This is a genomic window from Ruminobacter amylophilus (assembly GCF_900115655.1).
Taxonomy (GTDB): domain Bacteria; phylum Pseudomonadota; class Gammaproteobacteria; order Enterobacterales; family Succinivibrionaceae; genus Ruminobacter; species Ruminobacter amylophilus.
Genome location: NZ_FOXF01000035.1, coordinates 1 through 21548 on the forward strand (window position 1 = coordinate 1; position 21548 = coordinate 21548).

Here is a 21548-nt window from a genome sequence, read left to right on the forward strand (position 1 = left end):
CGTTCCTTACCTAGAATCTCTACAGGATATCCATACTTACACAGAATATTACTAGGAATTTCCCCAGAGAGATACTCTTTATAGAATATCTCTTTGAACTCTTTGGATAACGACAGAATGTTTGCAGTAACTCGAACGGTATACTTGTTGTTTCGCAGAATTTCCTGTTGCTTAGATGAAAACTTTACCTTACTCATGCTATTTCTCCTGTAATTAAAGAATACCACACTCAAGGTAATGTCCAAAACAAGGGATACACTAAAACCCTGGTGTCCACTTCTATGGGGACTCAAATTATCCGTGTCCACACTCAGGGGTACAGTTTAAAGTAGGCTTTAGATATTCATCAAAAAGTTTGATTTGTGCATTCTTCAAATTTGTATTTGCAGTATTAATTTTAGTAATCTTCAAAAAGAATGAATGACCAAATTGATAACTTGTTCCCAGACCAAGCTCTTTCTCAATATATGTATTTAAGTTTTGACAATTTGTAACGTACTGGCTGGCCATCTCTTCAGCCTTATCCTTGCCGATTTCACAGAGAAAATAGAAAATTTCTTGATTAATAACTTCGTAGTCGCATGTATAATTAATCCAGCGGAAACGTCTTCGAAGTGCAAGGTCAAAGGTATCAATACTTTTATCAACGTCATTCATCATACCGATAAAGTATATGTTATCTGGTATTCCAAACAGAACCTTATAAGTCTTATTATCAGTTCCTATTTCAGTTACTTTGTATTGTTTATCTTTTAAATCAACACCTTCGTTGATTAAATTAGAAGCCAATTTACTGTTTGTTGTTTCAATTAGATTTGTGTTGTTTATATTATCTTTATCATTTAATTTATCTCTGTATGGGGTTTCGAGAATTGATAAGGTTTCCCCCAGTACTGAGTTAAGATTAGCTCTATTTATTTCATCTACGATAAAATAGAAATTTTTATCTTTATTATTTTTAGCTTTAATACAGAAATCTTTAAAAATGCCGTTTACCAAATCAAATTTGATTTGACCGGAATCTGTGACTCCACAAGGTCTGAGACCATCAATAAAGTCTTCGTAAGTGTAGTTAGGATGAAATTGAACTTTGGTGAAACAATCTTTTGCTATGCCATTAACTTTGAGGAATTTATCGACCTCATAAGTTTTCCCTGTGCCAGGTGCCCCGTAAAGAATAATGTTTTTATTGTCATCATCAAAACTTATTTTGGTATTCCAGTTCCATAAGGTTTCTGTCATGCACCATAAGTCATAAATTGTTGGATTTTCAGGGAGATCTGCGTTATTACCTTTGATGAGTCCCCAAAATTTTGTGGCTATGAAATTACTTTTTTGGCAAGTATAGTTTAATACATTATTGTCATTATTGTAGTCTCTAAATATTTCTACCCATTTATCAAGCACTTCATCTTTATATATGCCAATTAATGGGTATGGGATTTCCTTTTTATTAATTAAATCTTCTGTTATTGAATTATTATCATTCGTAAGAGTATTCAGATAGATTTCTAATAAAATGGCTTTAGTTAATATCTGATGAGCTGAATATTTCTCATATAACATTTCAATTTCTTCCTTGTTTATTGTATTATCAGTATCAGATATAAAATTTCTTTCAAAAATTTTATTAAAAATTACTTCGACATTATCTTTAAAATATGATTTCGCTCTTTTTGTATCAAGAGTTTCGTTATTCAGATTTTTATACTCATTATTATCGTTATTAACACGATAGATCATGTAATTATTGGAAAAACCTGGCTTACTACTTCCAAATACTGTGCTACCTCGTTCTAAAAAATTACAGATATAGTTTTTATCTTTAGTAAGAGATGTATACATATCTAGTTTTGCACCACCATCATCATTATCTTTGATGTCTTTCCAAGCAGAGCTATAGTCTCTCCACTCGTTAAGTGTTATTTTTATTTTTTTTATTATTGTTTTTTTTTCTTTTGAGTTTATCTTGTATTTTCCATATTCATCACACAGATTATTTAAAATAATATCCATTTAACTTTCCTAATGTATTGCTTATATTAAATAAAAAATATGTTTTAAAATAGCATAAACATTAGAAATTATTTTGCAGTAAATCACAGTTTAGTAACCGTGAGTTGATTTTGTATTCGTATGCTTTTTATTTGACTGGTATTCCATAATTGGTAGCTGAAGTAGTTTGTATTTGTTAAACAATTTATTAAAAAATATTGCCGTTATATTTTAAAATTACTATCTACAGATACATACAAAACATTTGAAGCACACTAGTAAGGATTTTTATGAAAAGAAAAATACTTAAGTATGATAATGTTTTACATACTATAATTCCATGCCCGCTCCCAGACAGCAGTTACGGTATCTCCACACCAGATAGATAACGTCATGGTAGGACGGCGGAACTCTGGCATCTCCTTCCCAGAACTGTACGGGGGCTCCGAGGGCGTGGTTGTCGCTTCTTTCCGGTACGGGGTAAAGCATGCTGAAACGGTACATGCTTTTGCTCATTTCGTTAAAATGAACGCCTCCGCATAATGCCTCATCACCGAAGGTTACCGGCAGAAGTCCTCGCCTGTGGAGGAGATTCATGACTCTTACCGCGAGCAGCGAGGTGTTTTCCGCAACGGAGCCTCCCGAATTCACATACCCGTTCAATGGATACAGAAAACCCCATGATCCGGCACAGTAAAAGAGTTCATCAGACGTTTTTCCTTTGAATGACAGGGTGGCATCAGCACTGCATGAAGCCACAGTTTTTGCATTGGCCATCGTTTTCAGTTCCGGAGTGGTGATAAGGGCAAAGCTTTCATCATACCAGCTGCGGTCAAGCTCCGAGGCATACAGCAGATCCATGTCCATGTAATCGTACCTTCCGCAGTTGAAGTCGGTAAAGAGGTTAAGCATGGTATTAAGCGGAAAACTGTACAGGTGGGCGTGATAAAGACTGAGATCCGAACTGTCAAGCTCTCCGCTTCCCGACGAGCCGATTCCCCGGTCAGGCAGAGGGAGAACAGTGCCGAGAACCGGAGAACATCCCGGTTCCCTGGTGAGCTCCAGAATATAGGCAACCTCCCACATGCCGACAACCAGCCCGGTTTCCGGTATCCCGAGATCATGACTGCAGGAACAGACACTTTTTCTTGAAGCTTTATCAGGTATTCTGTCACCGTGCTCCGAACTTCCCATTGTGGTTCCTCCCACATATATGGGAAGCATGGCGTTATACGGTACTGATTCCAGAATGTCATGAAAGATATCGACTCTTGGACAGGCATAGCCTTTGAGATAATCTGGCTCAAGTGCCGAAGCATCATTTGCCGCAAACAGCATCAGAAAGGCCAGGCATGATGCTGTAGCTGCTGCCTGAGTGCCGGGTTCCCGGCAGCGCAGACTGTAAAATTCATGAGTGTGGTGTTTCTTAAATAGCTGTTTCATAACCGGGTATCCATGGGTGAAGTTTATCTGTTCAGAGGCGGAAGATTTCCGGACTTTAGATTTCTGATGATTCTTATTCTGGAGTTTTCAAGACCTGCGTTAAATTCAGCTTCAGTCTCCGCGTCAGGTTTTAATCCGCAGTAGGTTGCATCGAAAGAGTCTTTAGAATCGCCGCTGTAAATATTATCCGTAATATTTATGTCTCTGCAGACAAGATCCGGTGGAGCATCAAGAGCCGTTTCCGGAAGATCGGCCCCATAGACATCGGAAGGGCGGTCGTCATAGTCATCGGCATACGGAACCATGGTGATTCTTTTCTCTGCAAACTCAAAAGGATTTACCGAGAATGAGCATCCGGAGCTTATCAGCATGGACAGAACGCGGGGTGCCGGCATATCCCTGAATACAGGTTCGTACAGATCCTTCTGTGAGCATATGAGCCTGAGATGTTTCAGTGGCATTTCACTGTTTACGTATATTTTTACGGTCCTGTTCCTGTTATTTTTTGACTTGCGGGGAGATTCATCGTAAGCTGAGTCTGAGTAGTTCTTCATACCGGTATCGGCGGCTTTAAAACCTGCTTTTCCATCACCTGTAACCGAATCTCTCCTGACGCGGTCTTCAGCAGTTTCGGAATGCCTGTGAAAGTCTCCTTTTCCGCTGCCGCCATCATCCCTGAGTGCATCTGATGTCCTGAACGACCTGATTTTTCTATCAGTTTCACTCTTTATAAAACGTACGTCGTTTAAGTAGTCCTTACTCTGATTTTCCTCTCCGGAGCTCACTGCAGGTAAAAGAGCGAAAAGCATCAGCGGAGCGTACAGCTCAAGAAGATAAACAGCGGCCATCATCTGAGGAAATTTCTGGCATGCACTCCCTCGTCCGGCTGCTGATGGAATTCGTTTCATAAAATGTCTTCCCAATCCTCAGATAGTTATATGAAATGTTTCCGCATCAGAACATGAAGATGACTTCGGAAACCAGAATCTCTTCTTCATGAAAGGTGCCGATAATTCTTGAATCAATTGAATTCGGAGCATCTCCCGTAAAAAAGTATTCATCCGGTCCGAGTCTTATGATTTCAGATATCTGATTCCGAACTCCGGCATAATTAAGCGGCGGAATGATATTTACGGCAATTCTCATTACGTTACCGTATCCTGTATTCGGATGTTTTCCGGAGAAAGGGGACTTTATGCCGGTCATTACCACGATATTGCTCCCGTGTTTTTTCAGGAGATCTCCGGGACCTGCCGTAAATCTTTTCAGGAGAATGGTGCCTTTTCTGAAGATGGAATGATCACGGAGCAGCTTTACGGCAAGAGGCCTGTTCCTGCAGCATGAGGTATCCGAAGCTTTATCCTTCAGCCCTGACCAATGGGCTTTACGGGACTTCCCTGTATTTTCATTCATTCTTTTCATAAAGATTTCCGGCGAAACAAAATCATCCCGGTAGATAAAGAATCTGCCGAGACAGACCTCCTTCTGCATGTCGAGGCCGATTTTAAGATTCAGCATCCGGAGAGTCGTTACGGACAGGGCAAAAACGATGACTGCCGCAACCATGGTTATTCTCATGAAAACCGTCAGTCTTTTAATAAACATCCTCATCCTTTGCGAGTGTGTCACTGCCTTAATCCTCCGGAGGCCTCCTGCTTTCTTTTCAGAAGGGTGATAATGGCTTCGGTAACGCTCATTCCCTGTCCGGTAAGGGATTCAATGGCAGTTACTTCTTCAGCTTTGGTGGAATAGAGAAGTTTTCTGAAAGGATCCACTGCCAGTCTGCCGATGCAGTTTCCCCGGTCGCTTATCACGAATATTTCAGAGTACATACCGCTCATGGTATGTACTGAACGCAGATATTCATATTCACCCGATGAAAGCGGCAGACGTTTTTCCTGTTCGAGCAGATTAACGGTTTCCGCCTTCTGTCCGAGAAGGTACATGTTGGCGCTGTTTTCGGCAATGGCCACGCCGGCCTCGGAACTGTAGAGATCGTTTACGGACTGGGTTACGGTAACGGCGGCACCGCCGTACTTGCGGAAACGGCGATAGCCGGTTTCGATAAATCCTGAAACGTCTCCGTCACGCAGAAGATCCCAGGCCTCATCGATAATGATGATTTTAGGGCGGTTTCTTTCACCTAGGTACATGTCCTGCTGAATCTGATAAATAAGCTGAAGGAGCACCACCTGCTGCAGATGCTTTCGTCCCTTGAGCTCTTCAAGTTCAAGAACCGTCAGACTGCTGTTAAGCCTCATGTTGTTGTGCCCCGAGAAGAATCTTCCGTATTCTCCCTTTGAGGTAAAGGAATAGAGCTGTCTGCCCAGATCCCTTATTCTGACGTCTTCATGTTTCCCGAGTTCCTCCGCGATGATGTCGACTGAAAGGGAGGTTCCGTGTATTCTGAAGAGATCTCCGGTGATTCTTTTGAGCTCGGCAGTCTGAAAATCCGACAGCTTTTCCGTAGGAGCGGCCATGATGGCCAGAAGTCCGTTGATCATGTCGGCCTCATCTGCGTAATCCCTGATGCATTCAAAGGGATTCAGGGAAACGTCGGAGTTTATCCCGAATGACAGAAAACTTCCTCCCAGGAAATTACAGAGCTTCTCATAAGAACGGCCCACGTCAATAACGTAGCAGCAGGCTCCTCTTGCCAGATAGGAAACCAGAATCTCGTTTACGAGAAAGCTTTTGCCGCTTCCCGACTGCGCCGCGATACAGAGATTGTAGTTGGTGCTGGAGTCGTACAGTGAAAGATTCATAAGCTGTCCGGATCTGCTGAAAAGATTGATTACTCCCGTTCCGGTTCCTGAACTGTCCGCAAAAATCGGCAGCAGGGGCAGAATGTGGGTGGAGCACAGAGTCCGAAATCTCATGAGGGAACTGAAGGCCTGAAGATCGGTGCCGAACGGCAGTGCGTTGATGAATATCGGCAGAATGTAGTATCTGTCCGCCATAAGCTCAAATCCGTTTTCCTTGTAGTAGGCTCTGAGGGCGGAACCGGTGTTTACCGCTTCTTCCGCATCCCTGCAGAAGGTGGTAACCGTCAGATTGAATTTTAAAGGTCTGGCCCCGTTTTCCATTTCCTCATAGATAAGATCGAACCCCTGCTTTTTAACGGCAAGCTTCGGTTCGAATTTAAGCAGGGGACCGTATGCCTGGTTCACAACCCACTGTCTTTTGGCGTTGATTCTGGCCCTGAGTCCGGATATCTCCGGATAATGTATCGTGCCGGTTATCATAAACGGCGTGAATATACCGCGGGTCCCGGTAAACACGTCTGACGCATAGGCTGTGGCATTCCCGAAATAAACGTATTCAGGATAGCGTTTGACCGAATAGGTGTTTACCGTATAGCCGCCTATTTCGAGACAGTCCCTGTTTACGATAAGGTCACTGTCGTAATCCATCAGCTGTTCGCTGATTGGCAGTGTCCTGTCGGCTTTTACGCGACCGGATCTCCAGGAGGCCTGCTTGTGGGAATTGAAGAATGGACAGAGCTCGGTGAGCAGATCATCCGCATTCATCATTCTGCCTCTGATTCCCGCGGTATTGAGAATCTGAATCAGGGTATCCGAAAGCACTTCCGCTCTGTGAATCTCGCCGTCGTCGGGAAGTGCCCGGTCGCACGGAACTGTCAGCGTCACCAGCAGTCTGAAGTTGCGGAGACGGGAACTGATGCCGTGAGGCGGAGTGTCCACGCAACGGCGCAGAAATTCGAGCTTGCTTCTGATAACGCCTGACAGAACACCTGAGTCTCCGAGATTAAGCAGTATCATTTCCTGTTCGCTGAGAAGATTTTCAACTGACGGAGAGGCAAGCAGGGTAAACTGCAGTACGGAGTTTTCAGGAAGATCCTGATTGAGAAGTACTCCGAGACGCTGGGCAATGGTTTCATCACCGCCCGCAAGCGGTTCAGACACGACTCCCGCTCCCAGTGCGGAACCGCCTGAATCGTTAAGATAAAAAAGTCTGTTCCTGTCATTGTAGGCAATTACAGGATACAGACTGCTGAATTTTCCGGTTATTTGTTTAAAGCTCATTTGATTATCACGCAGCTTATGGCCGATGGAAATGTCTCATTATCTGAATAATGTATGTTTTTTTGTGAAAGCGAGTATTGCTGATGTAATCCGGATAGTTCCGGAACAGAGCCTTTTATTAAGGTCGCAGACAGCGTAACACCGGTGGACAATGCGGGAAAAAATATCAGGAAGGTGATCCTGATGAATTGAATAACGATATGGATCTGAACGGATGTGTGTGAATTATGAAAAAATAGCAGAAAGTGTCCGAAATGAGAGCATAAAAAATCAATGAAAATATCTGACTTCTCCAGCATCACAGGAAAGCTTAATCTGCAGGCCGTCATAATGTTTATGACTCAACAGATGAACAGACCTGTTCATTTTCATACTCATGTCCGGATCGCCTGAACCATCCCTGATTTAAGGCGGTCTGAATTCCTTTCTGATTCGGATTAATCCAGCATTTGATTTTTAAGGTGCTGAATTACTCAGTACTTTTCAGAATTTGTCCGCAATATTTCCCCGACAGCAGGTATTCTTCATGAAATCTTTTGTAAGCATGATCCGGCAGAATATGACTGCCTTAAGGAAACTGTTCTCTTCAGGCAGAACAATTGCTGGGGAAATTCCCCGTGAGAGAGAACAGCCGGGAAAAGTGTTTACCGGAGGTTCCGGAAAGGTCTTATCCCGGGAACAGGTCTTCCTGACTCAGAGTGAAAAAAACTTAAGAGACCTTGACATGCCGGAGGATCTTCTTGATGTTGATGATATCCTTAAACTTTATGAAGATCTTATAGGAAAAATCAGGGATATTCTGCCTCTTACCGATAAGGAATTTTCTGACTGCCTGATGCCTCTTATCAGAAATTTCATCTCCTTTGCCTATACTCTTCCGGCATCGGAGTACTATCACCATCATGATTTTCTGGGACTGGTAACTTACAGTCTGGAAACCGCGTTTTTCGCCTCCAGAGCTCTCTTTGATGAATGTATTGACTTTCATCTTCCGGGAGGAGAAAGAACGGCAAGGGAATCAAGAGTGGCGGGATGCGTCTTCGCCTCAGCCATGCTTCATGACGTCGGAAAACCTCTGGCGGACCTCAGAGTCTATACCGACCGCAGATGCAGACTGAAACATGAAAATGAACAGGAGGCTCCGGGAACACCGTCGTTACTGTCCGCGGACAAGGGGAACGGAGAAACATGTACTGCATGTCACGACAGATGGAAGGGGGAATGGAATCCTCTTGATACCGGTCTTTACGATTTTTTAAGAAAACATCACTGCGGAGGTTATCTTTTTGAATATGTACCTCTGAGGGGAAAGAGACATGAGTAGCTTGCCATGATTGCAGCCGGTGCGGTCATCCCGCAGACCTTTCTTTCCTGGATGCTTAAGGATCCGGATCTTCTGGAGCATACCTATGCCTGCATAAGCGGTGACAGAAATTCGCTTTTTTATGATCTGGTCAAAAGAGCCGATATCCTCAGCGTTAAGTATTATCTGACTGAGATCAGACTGGGAGGTGTCAAGGCCGGAATCATGTCTGACTCCGGCGACGGTCCTGTTCCCCTGAATGAAGAAATCATGATCTGCAATCGGAAAAGCGGCGCTCCGTCGGTTTCAGGAACTTCAGGAGAAAATGATGTTTCACTGAAGATAAAGCGCAGATTCAATGTATTCAGAAGTATCAACGACAATACGTCTGGCGTCGTGGAACTTGCAGTGGAACTCCTCCAGCAGAGAATTGCCGATTCGTCAAATCCATGTAACGCTCCGGACAGCTGTCTGTTTTTTACGGATCGTGAATGTCTGCTCTGCGTGAATACCTTTAATTTCTTCAGCATGATGGCACCTCTTAAAAACACCGGCATGGCCGCGGTAATAAAAGACAGCATGGATCTTTATGAGAAGCTCATTCTTACTGGAATAGGAGAGTATGCAGGGGGTTCATCATCCATTATTCTGCATAGGATTCTGGTATCCTTTGACGGTAAGGAGCTTACGGAACTCCGCGGACTTAAAATCGTGAGACCCGAGTTCCTTTTCGGAGGTCTGAAACCGGCTCCGCTTACCTCATATTCGGGTGACATGCTTAAGGCTTATGACAGTCTCTGCGGTCGTCTGGCGGATTCTTCCGGTCTTTCAGAAACAGTATCTGATGTTAATGATAATTCCGGTTCAGGCAGACATATTACTGTCAGTCAGTGTCTTGATGCCGCTGAATCACTGAAGGATAAAGCATCCTCCGGCTATATAAAAAACCGGACTGATACTCCTGAATCAGACCCCGTCTGCAAATCAGCCGCTGCAGATTCTTCAGAAATGAAAGAGACAAGGCAGGCTGATGGTGAAACGCCGGAACAGACTTCGAATATGAATTCATTACAGCCTGTTCCGGATAATTCCGGTGCTGACGATAACTCTCATGAGACAGAGCCCGTGAAGAACATCAGTCCTGATGCTTCTTCCTCAGGTTTGGAATCTGACTGCGGGATATCCGCAGCCTCCGGGAATGTACGGGATGACTTAACGAAAGACATCTTTTCTGCGGTGTCAGTACCATTGGGGCCTCAATACAGGTTAAGTTCTATGTTGAATGAAGCAGCTCAGGTTACAGAATATGCCGGCAGGGACAGTCCTGCGTCTCAATCCTTATCCGATATGCTTTCTGAAAGCGTGGTTCTTTCTGAAAGGTCCTACAGAAACACCGGAGACGGTAAGAAAAGTGTAATACATGGTGTAAAATACGGTGTAAATCCATGTAATATCCGGACGGACGGGAATGGTACCTTATCTGTATCAGCGATAAGGCAGGCTGGAACTGACAGGTCATTTAAAGAGGAGGGAATAACTGAGGCCTGCAGTTTATCAGATTCTTATGCAGGATCTGTATGCGACAGCGGGAACAGAAAAATTCAGCTGAGCGGGATGCTGTTCGGCGGAGATTCTCCCGTAGGCAGAAAAGTCACGGATAGGAAGCATATGACCATTGAAATGTTTGCGAGGATTCACCGAAACACCGGAAATCAATCCGAATCAGGAAAGGGAATACTTCCTCAAAATAATGATGAACGGATGAATCAGGCTCTTAACAGTCACATATTCGGCAGTGATGGCGACTTCGAAGAAACAGGAAATCCATCCATCTCGGATCATGACTGGCTGAATAATCCCATGAGAATCAGGCCGGAAATATCAAGACCGAGAGACGCTCACGGACGTTTTGTAAAAATGACGGGAGTTAAGAAGAAACTTCCGGGGAGAGACGGTCACGGGGACTCATCCTCCGCAAAAAATTCAGCTTCAGGCAGGGATCCTGCTCATGCTGATAACCGGATGTCCGGAAAGACCAGTGATATTTCCGATACCTCCGACCTGTCGGTGACAACGGACAGAGACATGCTTAATCTTAAGGAAATAGAGTCAATGCTGGAGAAAACCGTATCATTGAGTGATGATGTACTCTACCGATCATTTAAAGCCTTTACTTTTAAGCAGATAAACAGTCTGGCTTCGAAGATAAAGTTCAGAATAACCTCGCGCGGTCGCAGTATCAGGTTACTGACACAGATAAGAACTGATACCGTTGATATGGGCAGACTCAGCAGGGACTACAGGAAATTCTGCTCGAGAATCTCTCCAGTGTTTTTTAGAGTGTGTCAGGATTTTAACGATATGACAGTGGATCGGAGTGAGTTTGCTTTTGTTGAACCGGCGGTGGGAGAGGTTATCAAATATCCGCAGGCTAAAGTGGCCGGGGCTCTTCAGAAACTCACTCCCGTACAGATGAAAGATATGCTGAGGCTTTTGCTGGTGAAGAGTGTCCAGTTACGGTAAACTGTAAAGTGTATACTGTTTTCTTGTGAAGTACAGCCAGGCCTGACTGCCGGACAATCTCAGTGATATGATGAAATCAGAATGAGAGTTGTTCTTTCCGGTTTAATAATTGCAACAGTTGAAAACTGTATTTCAGATCAGCTTATTTTCATTGATTTAGGAACAGGAATTCCTTTTTTTATTCTGGTTTCGATCATGCCGGCGGCTTTCAGTATGACTTCCAGACTGATATCCGGAATTCTGCTGTTCTGATCGAGATAATCTGCAAGGTATTTCTCCGATTCGGAATCGATTCCCATTCTGGAACATACTATCCATGAAACGCATTCCGCCTCGAATTCTTTTATGCCGGCATCAGTTATGTGTTTTCTGTCCGGCCATGCTCGTTTGTCGACAGTGCCCAGATGTCCGCAGTAGAGATGTCCGAGTTCATGAAGAACGGAGGCAAACATTTCCACCGGCGGAAGATTTCTGCTGACGACATGATTGTAGTGAACCTTCAGCTGATGTCCTCTGAATTTCTGCCAGGAACCAATCCCGGCTGTTTCAATGTAACCTGCGGCGGCGGTGCTGAAATCTGACGGATAAAAGGCTATTCCGTCAGCCGGAACTGCGTTCAGAAGTCGGTCAAGAGCGTAACGGCATTCAGCTTCACGCGAACGGTCATGTATCTTGAAAGGTTCAAGTAAATCCTCCGGAAACGGATCCGGACCGTCAGTGTCCTGAAGATCAAATACAAAATTTACCGGTCCGAAGGGCCGAAGTATCACCAGAGGTCTGGCACCCGGTTTAACGGTTCTGTTGAAGTCTGTCTTCCATTCCTTTGCCGTGGCGACAAAAGTGCATCCTGGACGCTGAATGTGCAGCAGAAGGGCGTTATAGGGACCAATTTTCGGGAACCTTCTTATAAAACCGCACAGCTCACGGAAGTCATGTGATGCTGAATAGAAGCCTACGCGCTGAAAGAGCTCGTCAAGTTCTCCGGGGCCGTCATTTACGGACACTAATTCTCGGTCACCGCTGCCGTAATCATTAATGGCAAGTGATTCGGTTATGTACCTGTATTCAGTCTGCATGCATGTTCCTTTCAATATCTCTTAATATCAGTATGATAAATAATACGGATTAAAATAATTGCCGTTTTCAGTGCTGTGTATATGATAAAACACGTTTAAAAATAATATTGATTTTTGTATTAAAAAGCAGAGGTACGTCAAACAAATTGACTGATGACCGGTAAAGAAAGTGAAGTTGTGATCTTTGATTCATATTGATACTGAATTTTTATTATCATTAATTATCTGAATAAAAAACATTGTCTGACAGAGGATTTACGAATGAAATTTGGGATTACAGATATTATTACCACCGTGGTTAACACTCCCGGCAGAGCTCTCGCCAGGTCCTTTATAGACAATGTTATTCGCGACAGGGTTGAACCGGTCATAGGTTCGATTCTTTACTGCGATCTGGCTCTGGGATACATCGAACATTCCGGCATATACGTTGGTGGCGGCAATAAATGCATTGTTGAACTGCATAATGACAACGGTACCTGTATTATTCAGCGTGTATCCCCTGAGGAGTTCACAAGTGCCGGAACCGGATTCAGCATTTACGTTTCCTGTGAAGGTACCGATGCCGTCGGCGGGAAGAAAATCGCAAAAACCGCACGCAGTATGGTGGGGAAGTGTCTCGGCAGATATTCACTTACCGTCAACAACTGTCATATGTTTTCTGATTACTGCCTGAGATGCGCGGATAAGAAAACATGTGAATGCTATGAACCTGAAGATTATGTTAAGCATTTTCTTAACGGAGAAATGACTCTTACACACCTGAAGCAGTCTGCCAGAGAGATTATCGGCGCAGACAACTGGCTTGTATGGAAGAGAGATTAGCATAACGGAATCCGGCAGATTTTCATTCAGAAACGTTACGCCGGTCAGGCAGGTTTTGCTGCTCTGACCGTTCCGATTTCCGTATAGCGTACGCCGTCAGCCGTAAAATCCGATTTCATAAGAGAAATCCTGTCCGCAGTCATTGATACCGGAACAGTCTTTATTTTTCCGGCCGTCTCCGTGTCTGAAGTTTTTCTCAGCAGTGTAATATGCGGTCTGAAGTCTTTTCCGTCAAACGGAATGCCGTTTCTTACGAGAGCACCGCGTATGTCTTTTACAAGCCTCACGAGCCTGTCGTTTCTGCAGATGCCGGTCCAGCAGATGTTTCCAAAGCAGCCGTTCCGTCCGAGGCGTATTTCAAATGGAGTAAAAACAGCCTCTGAAATGGCGTTCATTATGATTTCAGGATCATCATGATCGCCGATGAATGCCAGCGTAAGATGAAGATTATCAGGTGGAGAATACCGTCCTGTAATACCAAGGTTCCTCATTTCCTGCTGGATTCTGCAGAGCTCCGCGGTCATTTCATCAGAAAGCCTGATAGCTATAAACAGTCTCATACTGTCTCCGTATATCCTTTTATGCACACCGTGCCGATTCGTGTCTCCGTCTGAAAAACGAAGACATAACTTATTTGTCCCGTTTCATTATGACATAAATAACATCGCCGGTACGTATTACCGGAGATTCTGCATGAATGAGTCGTGACAAATCAGTCGCATAATATATTTAGCTCTTTATAGATGTTAAAAAATTAACAATTGTATAGAGAATTACCTTTTATAAGCTGTTATAATACGCCCACGGAGATATTGGAGAGAATACATGAAATTCAGAGATGACGTAAAAAAGATTAAGGCGCTTGCGGACGAAAACCGACTGGCCATAATGCTTCTGCTTCAGGGCGGAGAAAAGTGCGGCTGTATACTTCTTGAAGAGCTGAATATCACCCAGCCGACTCTTTCTCATCATATGAGACTTCTCTGCGACAGCGGTCTGGTCACAGGACGCAAGGAAGGTAAGTGGATGCGCTATTCCATTTCACCTGAAGGAGCCGTTGCATTCAGAAAGATGATTGAATCATATGTACGATATGATGTTTCGGGAACAGAATGTGTAACGGATTGTGCTGCATGCGGATGTTCGCAGCACTGGCCGGAATAAAGCCGGCTTAATGACGGATTCCTTACCGTTCCCGTGCGGTTTCGCTTCAGCCGGGGATCCGATAAAGGCAGACACAGTATCTGCCTTTATTTTTTTTTAAGTTACATATTGATATATGTCAATATGTGTATATAATGTGAGAAAAAAAAGCAAAACAAACAATATAAGAAGATGAAAACAGGAGATGTCATGAGTTCAGGTGATAAATGAATAAATACCTTTCCTGATAATCTCCGACCGCGTCAGGAATGTAACAGGAGCTTCGTCATGCTCCTTTTCTTATCATGATTCCAGCGTCAGCAAGATTCAGTGACAGGGCCTGTTCGTTCCAGGTGAATTCAGTCCGGCTGACGTTCCGGTAAATATACATATTCAATCTCCGCATAGTATACGCTGATATAATCTGTAATCTCCGCAAAATTCACGATAACGCTCTAAAGCTAAACTCCATACCTTAAGTCCGTATTTATTTATCAACGGTTACCCAATTATTGAACTGTGTCAGAAAAGTGAATGATGAACGCCGTAATTTTGTGATATTAAAGCATTTTATCGGAACAGCAGGTTCAATCATAGGTCAGGTGATCATAGAATTAAATAAGGAAAGCTGTTTGTTCAGATAATCATAAATACAGCTTACGACAGATGAATAATAACTGTTAAGAAGGAAATATTTTAAATCGTAGGATAGGGGTTAATTTTTATGAATTTAAGTCGTGTTCTGCCTCTTTTGTGTGTTGCTGCATTTGTCATGACGGGTGTATCCTTTGCCGACACTCCTCAGCCGCTTGCCTGGAATGCCCAGAATTCCTCAACCGTTCCCAATCAGAAGGGAAAATCAAAGTATCCGTCTTTTTCGGATTCTCCCAAAAGAGATTACGCTGATGCCGTGATGCTTCTGCCTCCTCCTCCAGGAGAAGATTCCAAAGCCTTTGAAATCGATAAGGATATCTATAAGGATAATCTGAAAAAATACAAGGGCACCAAGACCTGGGAGGATGCCAGACTTTCAGCAAGACTTGACGGTAATTCAATTGCCGCATTCTTTTCCGACGCCATGGGTATCAGAATGAGCCGTGAAAAAACACCTAAGCTTTTATATCTTATCGAAAACAGTCTTGGTGATTTTCTGGAGCCGGGCAATAACGCCAAGCGCTACTATAAGCGCAAGCGTCCGTATGTGTATTTCGGAGAGCGTACCTGTTCTTCCGTTCAGGATGATCAGGGACATGCCAGGGACGGCTCATATCCTTCAGGATATTCAACCTACGGATGGGGGATTGCCCTTATTCTCACTGAAATCAATCCGAGAAGAAGCAACCAGATTCTGGAAACCGGACTCAGACTGGGACAGAACCGTGTAATCTGCGGGTTCCACTGGCAGTCTGATGTTGACTGGGGACGTACCCTGGCTTCTTACGTGGTCGCTGAACTTCATACCGTGAAGAAGTTTAATGAGGCTCTGGCTGAAGCAAAGGCTGAATTTGAAGCTGCTGTCGAAGAACAGAGACAGTCAAAACGGTTTGCAAGATAATCTGCTTTATCAGACATCAGAAAGAAAGAGGAAGGTGCCGGTGCGCCTTCCTCTTTTTCTGTGTGTCCTGTAAAAAACGTAAAGCTTCTGAAAACTACTCTTCGCAGACTTTGCCTTCTTCGGCTGCGCCGGAACCTTCGGCACCGGCTGCCGGAGTTCCTTCAGCCGTACTGTTTCGGTTTGCGTATCTGTTTTTGGCCTCGTTGGCACGATCAAGATCCTCGCCGCATAAAGGCCAGCCGCCAAGTTTTCTGAATCTGTTGACGAAATAGCAGAAGAGCTCAGCTTCACGATCCGTGTCATAGGCGGCATCATGTGCGCTCCCCGCATCAAACGGAATGCCGGCTGTTTCGCATGCAACCGAGAGAACCGAGTGCCCCAGAAAGAGTGAAGCCAGCGTTGCGGTGTCCATTACGGTGAACGGATGAAACGGATTACGCTTGAAATTCAGTCTTTCAGCTGCGGCCATGATGAATGAATGGTCAAAATGGGCGTTGTGACCGACAAGAATCGCTCTCTTGCATCCGGCCTTTTTAACCTTCTTGTTCAGCTGTTTGAAAATTGGCAGAAGGCCAACCTTTTCATCAAGTGCTTCACGAGCCGGATCAAACGGATCAATTCCCAGAAATTTGATGTTGGCTTCTTCAATGACTGAATTCGGAAAAGGTTTGATATTGCAGTGAAACATTTCATCCTTTTCAAAATCTCCGTTTTCATTGATTTTGAGTGTGCAGAATGCTACTTCAAGAAGGGCGCTGTTTTTAGGATCAAATCCGGCGGTTTCCACGTCAACCACTACCGGGTAGTAGCCTCTGAATCTCTGGGATATGTCCTGAAGGTTGTCGCTGTTTTCAGCTGCAGTGTTATCTGTCATCTTTATGACCTTTGACTTGTGTTTGAGTATTACGATCAGGCATTCCGTACAGGGGCCGGAGCGTTATTCGGCGTAAATGATACAATATAAGAACTTTTATTACAATTTTTTTGACCCGCGGCAGATTACTGCGGAAATTCTGAAAACGGGCCGTATGTAAGCTTTTTAGCAAAAATTATAATGATGATATGTTTTTGAAATATAAAAATTTTTTCAAAAAGGTAATAATTTGACCTACCATTTCTTTAAATTGCTGTTATAATCATCAATGCGCATCTGATGCGCTTTACTGGTTTAAGAATAGCATGAGAAGCAAGATACAGACACCGCGGCTCATGTGATGTCTTACAGTGTGTGTTTATAATAATGATAATATGTCGTTCAGCGTTTCGGGGATTTCTTTGTTCTCACCTGTCCGGACATGAATAAATCAATCAACAAATAAAGCATCTAATGAACTAACTGAGTTTTAGTTTTAATGAGGAATGTTTGTAAATGAAAAATAATATCTTGGCCGCAGTCGCCTGTCTGCTGGCTCCAGTTTCTTTTGCCGGTGAAATGAATTTACCTGATGGATACGAAGTAGTTTCTTCAGAAGAAGCATCCATGGTTATCGCAAATACCTCAACCCACGGTTTAATGTCTTACAACAGAATTTCTGCTGAAGGCAAAAAATCTTTTATCGAAAATGATATCACAGAGATTATCGACTCATTCAGCTGTCAGGAAGGTACTCTTTTTGATTCCGTTAAGCTTATCGGAACCAAGTGCAGTTTCGGCGGCGGCAAGGCCATCGATATTGTAATGTATCTTGACGGCGGCAGAGACGTGATTCACACCGTTTCAGTAAATGAGAAGGTTAAGAAGAGCGATGTTGTGACATTCACAGAAAACTTTGCTACGGAATAATACATATTATTCCGAGATAAGGTAACATATAGACTGTTAACTTCCTTTTTGCTTTCGCGGAAAATAAAAGCAGATGAATTCCCTAAGGCGTTTGTCTGTTTAGATCGATAGTATAATTCTATTGTATTAACATTTTACCCGTATGATTTTCTGCCGATGGTTGAAGGGTGGTTCAGCTAAAGGAACGTAACCGGAGTTATCCGGTTACGTTTTGCTTTTTCCGGCAGTCGGAAAATTTTAATGTGAAAAGCTTCGGTCTCTAATAATCTGTATTCAGGCGGATGCTCAGAATTACCGCCTTTATTTCTTTCTTTGATGCGTGCCGGGTCTTATTATTCTGATTAACCTGTAAGACATGCCGGATCAAATACGTATCTGCGGTTTAAAAAGTCCTGCAGTTCCCTTATCTGTATCAGTTCTCTGTTATCGGCACCGGCCTTGAATGATTCAAGTTGCGTGAGAAGAGATTCCTTCATTTCTTCGGTAAGTTCAGGAAGAGGAACTGAAGCAAACATTTCTGAATTGCTTCTGATGAAATCAATGAACTCCCGACTCTGATTCACAGAGAGTTTCTGCAGGGCGGAGGTCACGATGTCTTTGTCGTCATCAGTCTCCAGGGCTTTTGACACGGATGCCAGCGGAAAGAGGTTCAGAAATGTCTGCTTCATCGGATTGACCGCGATTCCGGAAGCAAGATTTCTGATGTTCTGTCTGTTGTTAAAGTGCCGCAGATAGAGATGGTCACTGGCCTTTTTACCGTCATTTACAGGATAATTGTCCCAGATGAACGGTTTTCTGCCGAGAAGTTCTGCGGCAAGTTTCAGATCACCGGCGGTATAGTCGGTACTGATAACCTTTGAGCCCGTCCAGAAAAAGTCCACGTCCCGGGGAATATCCCTGAGAAGGTCCTGATAATATGTTTCCGGCATTCTGCCGAATACTTTTTCAAGAATCGGATCCGTGGTATAGAAGCTCGAGCAGGTTATGAGGTGAATTCCGTGCGGTCTGACGATGCGGTAGCATTCTTTTATGAAGGTGTTCTGCAGAGCTCCCTCATGCTCCAGAGAAATTTTCATGTCGTCAAAAAGAAGCGCGAAATACTCCGGCTGCAGTTCAGTGACAAGCTTCTGCACCTGTTTCATGAAAACTGGAAGATATTTATCGGGATCTGCTGTTGCGCCCAGCGGAGAAAAACCGATGCCGAATTTCATTCCGCATGATTTTACTCTGTCAGAGAGACGTTTAAGTTCAGAAAGGTATTCTTTCGTGAAGTCCTCAAACCAGATCCTTCTGAGACAGGAATCGTTCTTTGGCGCGTATATATAGAAGTTGAGTCCGAATCCTTTCAGATTTTCTATAAATGCCATTCTGGTTTTCATGTCCCACGGGGTTCCAAAAAATCCTTCTATTATTCCGGCCGGAAAATTTGCCTGTGAAGCGTTGTCAGTCATGATTGTTCCGTTTATGCTGCAGATGAGGTGAAAAGCGGTAAAAACGGTAATTTTTAGTTTCCGGAGGGACGGAAAAACCTCATGTCCCGATGCCTGCGGGGAAAGGTACATACCGTTTAACATAATATGTCTGTCATATTAACAGCAATGTCTGCAGGAATACAGTCCGGGAGCTCTGATATAAGCAGTGCTGAACAGTTTTTGAATTTAATTTGTTTAAAATTTAAACATAATGTCTTTAAAAACGTCAAAATGTTGTTTTTTGTGAAGTCTGTCAGAGGTGACTGGGGTATTTTTGAGTTTACACAAAACCTTTGTCGCATTATAATGCGGTAATTTTTAATACTTTTAAGTATGTTTCCTTGCTTTAGGCGTAAGGAACAAAACATTTTGACGTCTTTGATTCTAAATGCTTTTTAGAATCTTATAGAATTTGACTACTATTATTTTGAGGTGAAAACATGCAAGTTTCAGTTGAATCATCAGAAGGTTTAGAACGTAAGATTAAGGTTGTAATTCCAGCAGAAGAATATAAGAATACATATTACAAGGTAGTACGTAAAATCGGTAAGACCAACCGTATCCCTGGTTTCAGAAAGGGTAAGGTACCTGATGATGTAGTAATCAAGCAGTTCGGTTACCAGGTTAAGGATGAGTCTGTAAATGAACTCATCAGCAAATCAATGTATCAGGCTCTTAATGAAGCAAAGATTGAAAACCTCGCAGATTCAATGCCTTTAATCGAAAACATTGAAGATACCGGTATCAGCAATGACTTCGCATATACCTTCTCTGTAGAAGTATATCCTGTTGTTGACCTTTCAGAAGGTGTTGACACCGTTGAATTCAAGAAGGTTGTCGGTCAGATCACCGATGAAGACATCAACAAGATGATCGACACTCTCTGCCGTCAGCAGGGTTCATGGGAAGCTTCAGAAGCTGAAATCGCCAAGGAAAACCTCGTACGTATCGACTTCGAAGGTTTCAAGGACGGTCAGTCAATTGAAAAGACCAAGGCTCAGAACTACCCAATCATCGTCGGTTCAAACCGTATGATCCCAGGTTTCGAAGATCAGTTACTCGGTCACAAGGTTAATGATGAATTCGAATTCAACATTACTTTCCCAGCTGACTACCACGCTGCTGATTTAGCCGGTCAGGAAGTTTTATTCAAGGTTAAGGTAAACGAAGTTATGCTCCGCAAGCCAGCTGAACTCAACGATGAACTCGTTAAGAGCTTCGGTGTTGAAGGCGGTGTTGACGCATTCCGTGCCGACGTTAAGAAGAACATGGAACGCGAACTTAACCAGGTTGTATTCAGAGAAAACAGCGATGAAGTTATTTCCAAGCTGATCGCCAAGTACGGCAACATCGAATTACCTTCAAGAGAAGTTGAAAACATGTTCAACAACATCAAGAAGAACCAGAAGGATGCTGACGAAGCCAAGTTAAAGGAATCCTGCGCTAACATGATCAAGCAGAAGATCATCATCGGTGCCGTTTGCAGAAAGTACAACATCACTCCTAGCGAAGAACGCGTAAATGCATTCATTGATTCTATCGCTTCAGCTTACGATCAGGCAGATGAATTCAAGAAGGCTTTAGCTAAGAACCCTGAACAGCTCAACAACATCCGTAACCGTGCTATGTTTGAACAGATCGTTGACGAAGTTCTCGCAAAGGGTAAGGTTACCGAAGAAAACAAGAGCTTCTACGAACTCGTTAACCACAATTTCTAATTGATGATTCACACTGCCTGAAGGCAGAATGAATTACGATTAAATATAATCATGAAAGGATTCGCACAGCAGCTGCGAATCCTTTTTTGTTTCCGAAATGATGAATAATCCGCTGATTTTTCCGAAAAAGCATGGCTGTGTTTATGGGACTGAACTGACATGCAGGAAACGCATATGCGAAAACAGGATATAAGAACGACGGGGCGGTAAACAAAAAAATCGGCGGTCACGCTGAGGTGACTGCCGTAAACACTATCAAAGAAATAAGAGGCTTATAATTATGATAGTTCAAATCTCTTTGAGATGGCATGCAGGCACATAACCGTATCTGCACGCTTTTACATAATAATTCTTTGCCTTGTTCCTTTTTCCAAGCCCGAACTGATAATGAATGCCTGCCTGATAGCAACCGTTCTTGTTTCTGTATTCATCACAGGCTTCCCTGTAAAAATCTATGGCGTCAGCCAGACGATTCTGATTGCTCAGATTTTCCGCTTTGGTCATGCAGTCGGATGCGCTGTCGCAATCGGGACCAAAGAAAGCGGCAGAATCTGCGCTGATAAACATAAATGCTAACAATACCGCGATTCGTTTCATATGACACTTCTCACGAAAGGCTATTCGACAAATACCGCATATTTACAAGTATATCCAAACTCATTACGA

Annotated in this window: 18 protein-coding genes; 7 read left to right on the top strand and 11 right to left on the bottom strand. The window is 43.4% G+C overall.

Annotated features, from left to right (window positions below; translation table 11 throughout):
• The 6 genes from BMY80_RS08460 to traC all read right to left on the bottom strand — a co-directional run.
• Positions 1–197 (bottom strand): HTH domain-containing protein (locus BMY80_RS08460; protein WP_218140345.1); only part of this gene is annotated, 197 nt, incomplete at its 3' end.
• Between the two features lie 97 nt (positions 198–294).
• Positions 295–2016, bottom strand: a complete 1722-nt coding sequence (locus BMY80_RS08465; protein ID WP_093142777.1) for an McrB family protein — start codon at positions 2014–2016, stop codon at positions 295–297.
• Between the two features lie 309 nt (positions 2017–2325).
• Entirely contained in the window at positions 2326–3438 is a 1113-nt protein-coding gene (locus tag BMY80_RS08470) for a TraU family protein (protein ID WP_093142779.1), read from the bottom strand.
• A 23-nt stretch (positions 3439–3461) separates the two neighbouring features.
• The gene (locus BMY80_RS08475) at positions 3462–4346 is read right to left on the bottom strand and encodes a hypothetical protein (RefSeq protein WP_093142782.1); all 885 of its coding nucleotides are present in this window, start codon (positions 4344–4346) and stop codon (positions 3462–3464) included.
• Between the two features lie 46 nt (positions 4347–4392).
• Positions 4393–5043 (bottom strand): S26 family signal peptidase, encoded by a 651-nt coding sequence (locus BMY80_RS08480; RefSeq protein WP_093142784.1) that lies wholly within the window; start codon positions 5041–5043, stop codon positions 4393–4395.
• Between the two features lie 20 nt (positions 5044–5063).
• Positions 5064–7484 carry a type IV secretion system protein TraC gene (traC, locus tag BMY80_RS08485; RefSeq protein WP_093142786.1) on the bottom strand — a complete coding sequence of 807 codons (2421 nt, stop codon included), beginning with the start codon at positions 7482–7484 and terminating at the stop codon, positions 5064–5066.
• 526 nt (positions 7485–8010) lie between these two features.
• Between traC and BMY80_RS08490 the strand changes: the two genes are divergently transcribed.
• The gene (locus BMY80_RS08490) at positions 8011–8808 is read left to right on the top strand and encodes a TraI domain-containing protein (protein WP_093142788.1); all 798 of its coding nucleotides are present in this window, start codon (positions 8011–8013) and stop codon (positions 8806–8808) included.
• A 6-nt stretch (positions 8809–8814) separates the two neighbouring features.
• Positions 8815–11310 carry a hypothetical protein gene (locus BMY80_RS08495; protein WP_093142791.1) on the top strand — a complete coding sequence of 832 codons (2496 nt, stop codon included), beginning with the start codon at positions 8815–8817 and terminating at the stop codon, positions 11308–11310.
• 137 nt (positions 11311–11447) lie between these two features.
• On the opposite strand, the gene BMY80_RS08500 is transcribed toward BMY80_RS08495, so the two are convergent.
• Entirely contained in the window at positions 11448–12386 is a 939-nt protein-coding gene (locus BMY80_RS08500; protein ID WP_093142794.1) for a hypothetical protein, read from the bottom strand.
• Between the two features lie 261 nt (positions 12387–12647).
• Here BMY80_RS08500 and BMY80_RS08505 point away from each other — a divergent pair, with 261 nt between their 5' ends.
• On the top strand, positions 12648–13211 hold the full coding sequence (locus BMY80_RS08505; protein WP_093142797.1) for a C40 family peptidase: 564 nt from the start codon (positions 12648–12650) through the stop codon (positions 13209–13211).
• Positions 13212–13255: 44 nt separating this feature from the next.
• On the opposite strand, the gene thpR is transcribed toward BMY80_RS08505, so the two are convergent.
• Positions 13256–13771, bottom strand: coding sequence for an RNA 2',3'-cyclic phosphodiesterase (gene thpR, locus BMY80_RS08510; RefSeq protein WP_093142800.1), 516 nt, complete (start codon positions 13769–13771; stop codon positions 13256–13258).
• Between the two features lie 265 nt (positions 13772–14036).
• Here thpR and BMY80_RS08515 point away from each other — a divergent pair, with 265 nt between their 5' ends.
• Positions 14037–14375, top strand: a complete 339-nt coding sequence (locus BMY80_RS08515) for an ArsR/SmtB family transcription factor (RefSeq protein ID WP_093142802.1) — start codon at positions 14037–14039, stop codon at positions 14373–14375.
• Between the two features lie 703 nt (positions 14376–15078).
• The gene (locus BMY80_RS08520) at positions 15079–15909 is read left to right on the top strand and encodes an acid phosphatase (protein WP_093142805.1); all 831 of its coding nucleotides are present in this window, start codon (positions 15079–15081) and stop codon (positions 15907–15909) included.
• A gap of 94 nt (positions 15910–16003) precedes the next feature.
• Here BMY80_RS08520 and rnt read toward each other — a convergent pair whose 3' ends face one another.
• Positions 16004–16783, bottom strand: coding sequence for a ribonuclease T (gene rnt, locus BMY80_RS08525; RefSeq protein ID WP_093142807.1), 780 nt, complete (start codon positions 16781–16783; stop codon positions 16004–16006).
• 495 nt (positions 16784–17278) lie between these two features.
• Here rnt and BMY80_RS08530 point away from each other — a divergent pair, with 495 nt between their 5' ends.
• A complete protein-coding gene (locus BMY80_RS08530; protein ID WP_093142810.1) occupies positions 17279–17692 on the top strand; it encodes a hypothetical protein in 414 nt (137 codons plus the stop codon).
• Positions 17693–18033: 341 nt separating this feature from the next.
• Here BMY80_RS08530 and BMY80_RS08535 read toward each other — a convergent pair whose 3' ends face one another.
• Positions 18034–19143 carry a beta-N-acetylglucosaminidase domain-containing protein gene (locus BMY80_RS08535; protein ID WP_177178544.1) on the bottom strand — a complete coding sequence of 370 codons (1110 nt, stop codon included), beginning with the start codon at positions 19141–19143 and terminating at the stop codon, positions 18034–18036.
• Between the two features lie 461 nt (positions 19144–19604).
• Here BMY80_RS08535 and tig point away from each other — a divergent pair, with 461 nt between their 5' ends.
• Positions 19605–20882, top strand: coding sequence for a trigger factor (tig, locus tag BMY80_RS08540; protein WP_093142816.1), 1278 nt, complete (start codon positions 19605–19607; stop codon positions 20880–20882).
• Positions 20883–21170: 288 nt separating this feature from the next.
• Here tig and BMY80_RS08545 read toward each other — a convergent pair whose 3' ends face one another.
• On the bottom strand, positions 21171–21449 hold the full coding sequence (locus BMY80_RS08545; RefSeq protein ID WP_093142818.1) for an SEL1-like repeat protein: 279 nt from the start codon (positions 21447–21449) through the stop codon (positions 21171–21173).
• Positions 21450–21548: the final 99 nt, after the last annotated feature.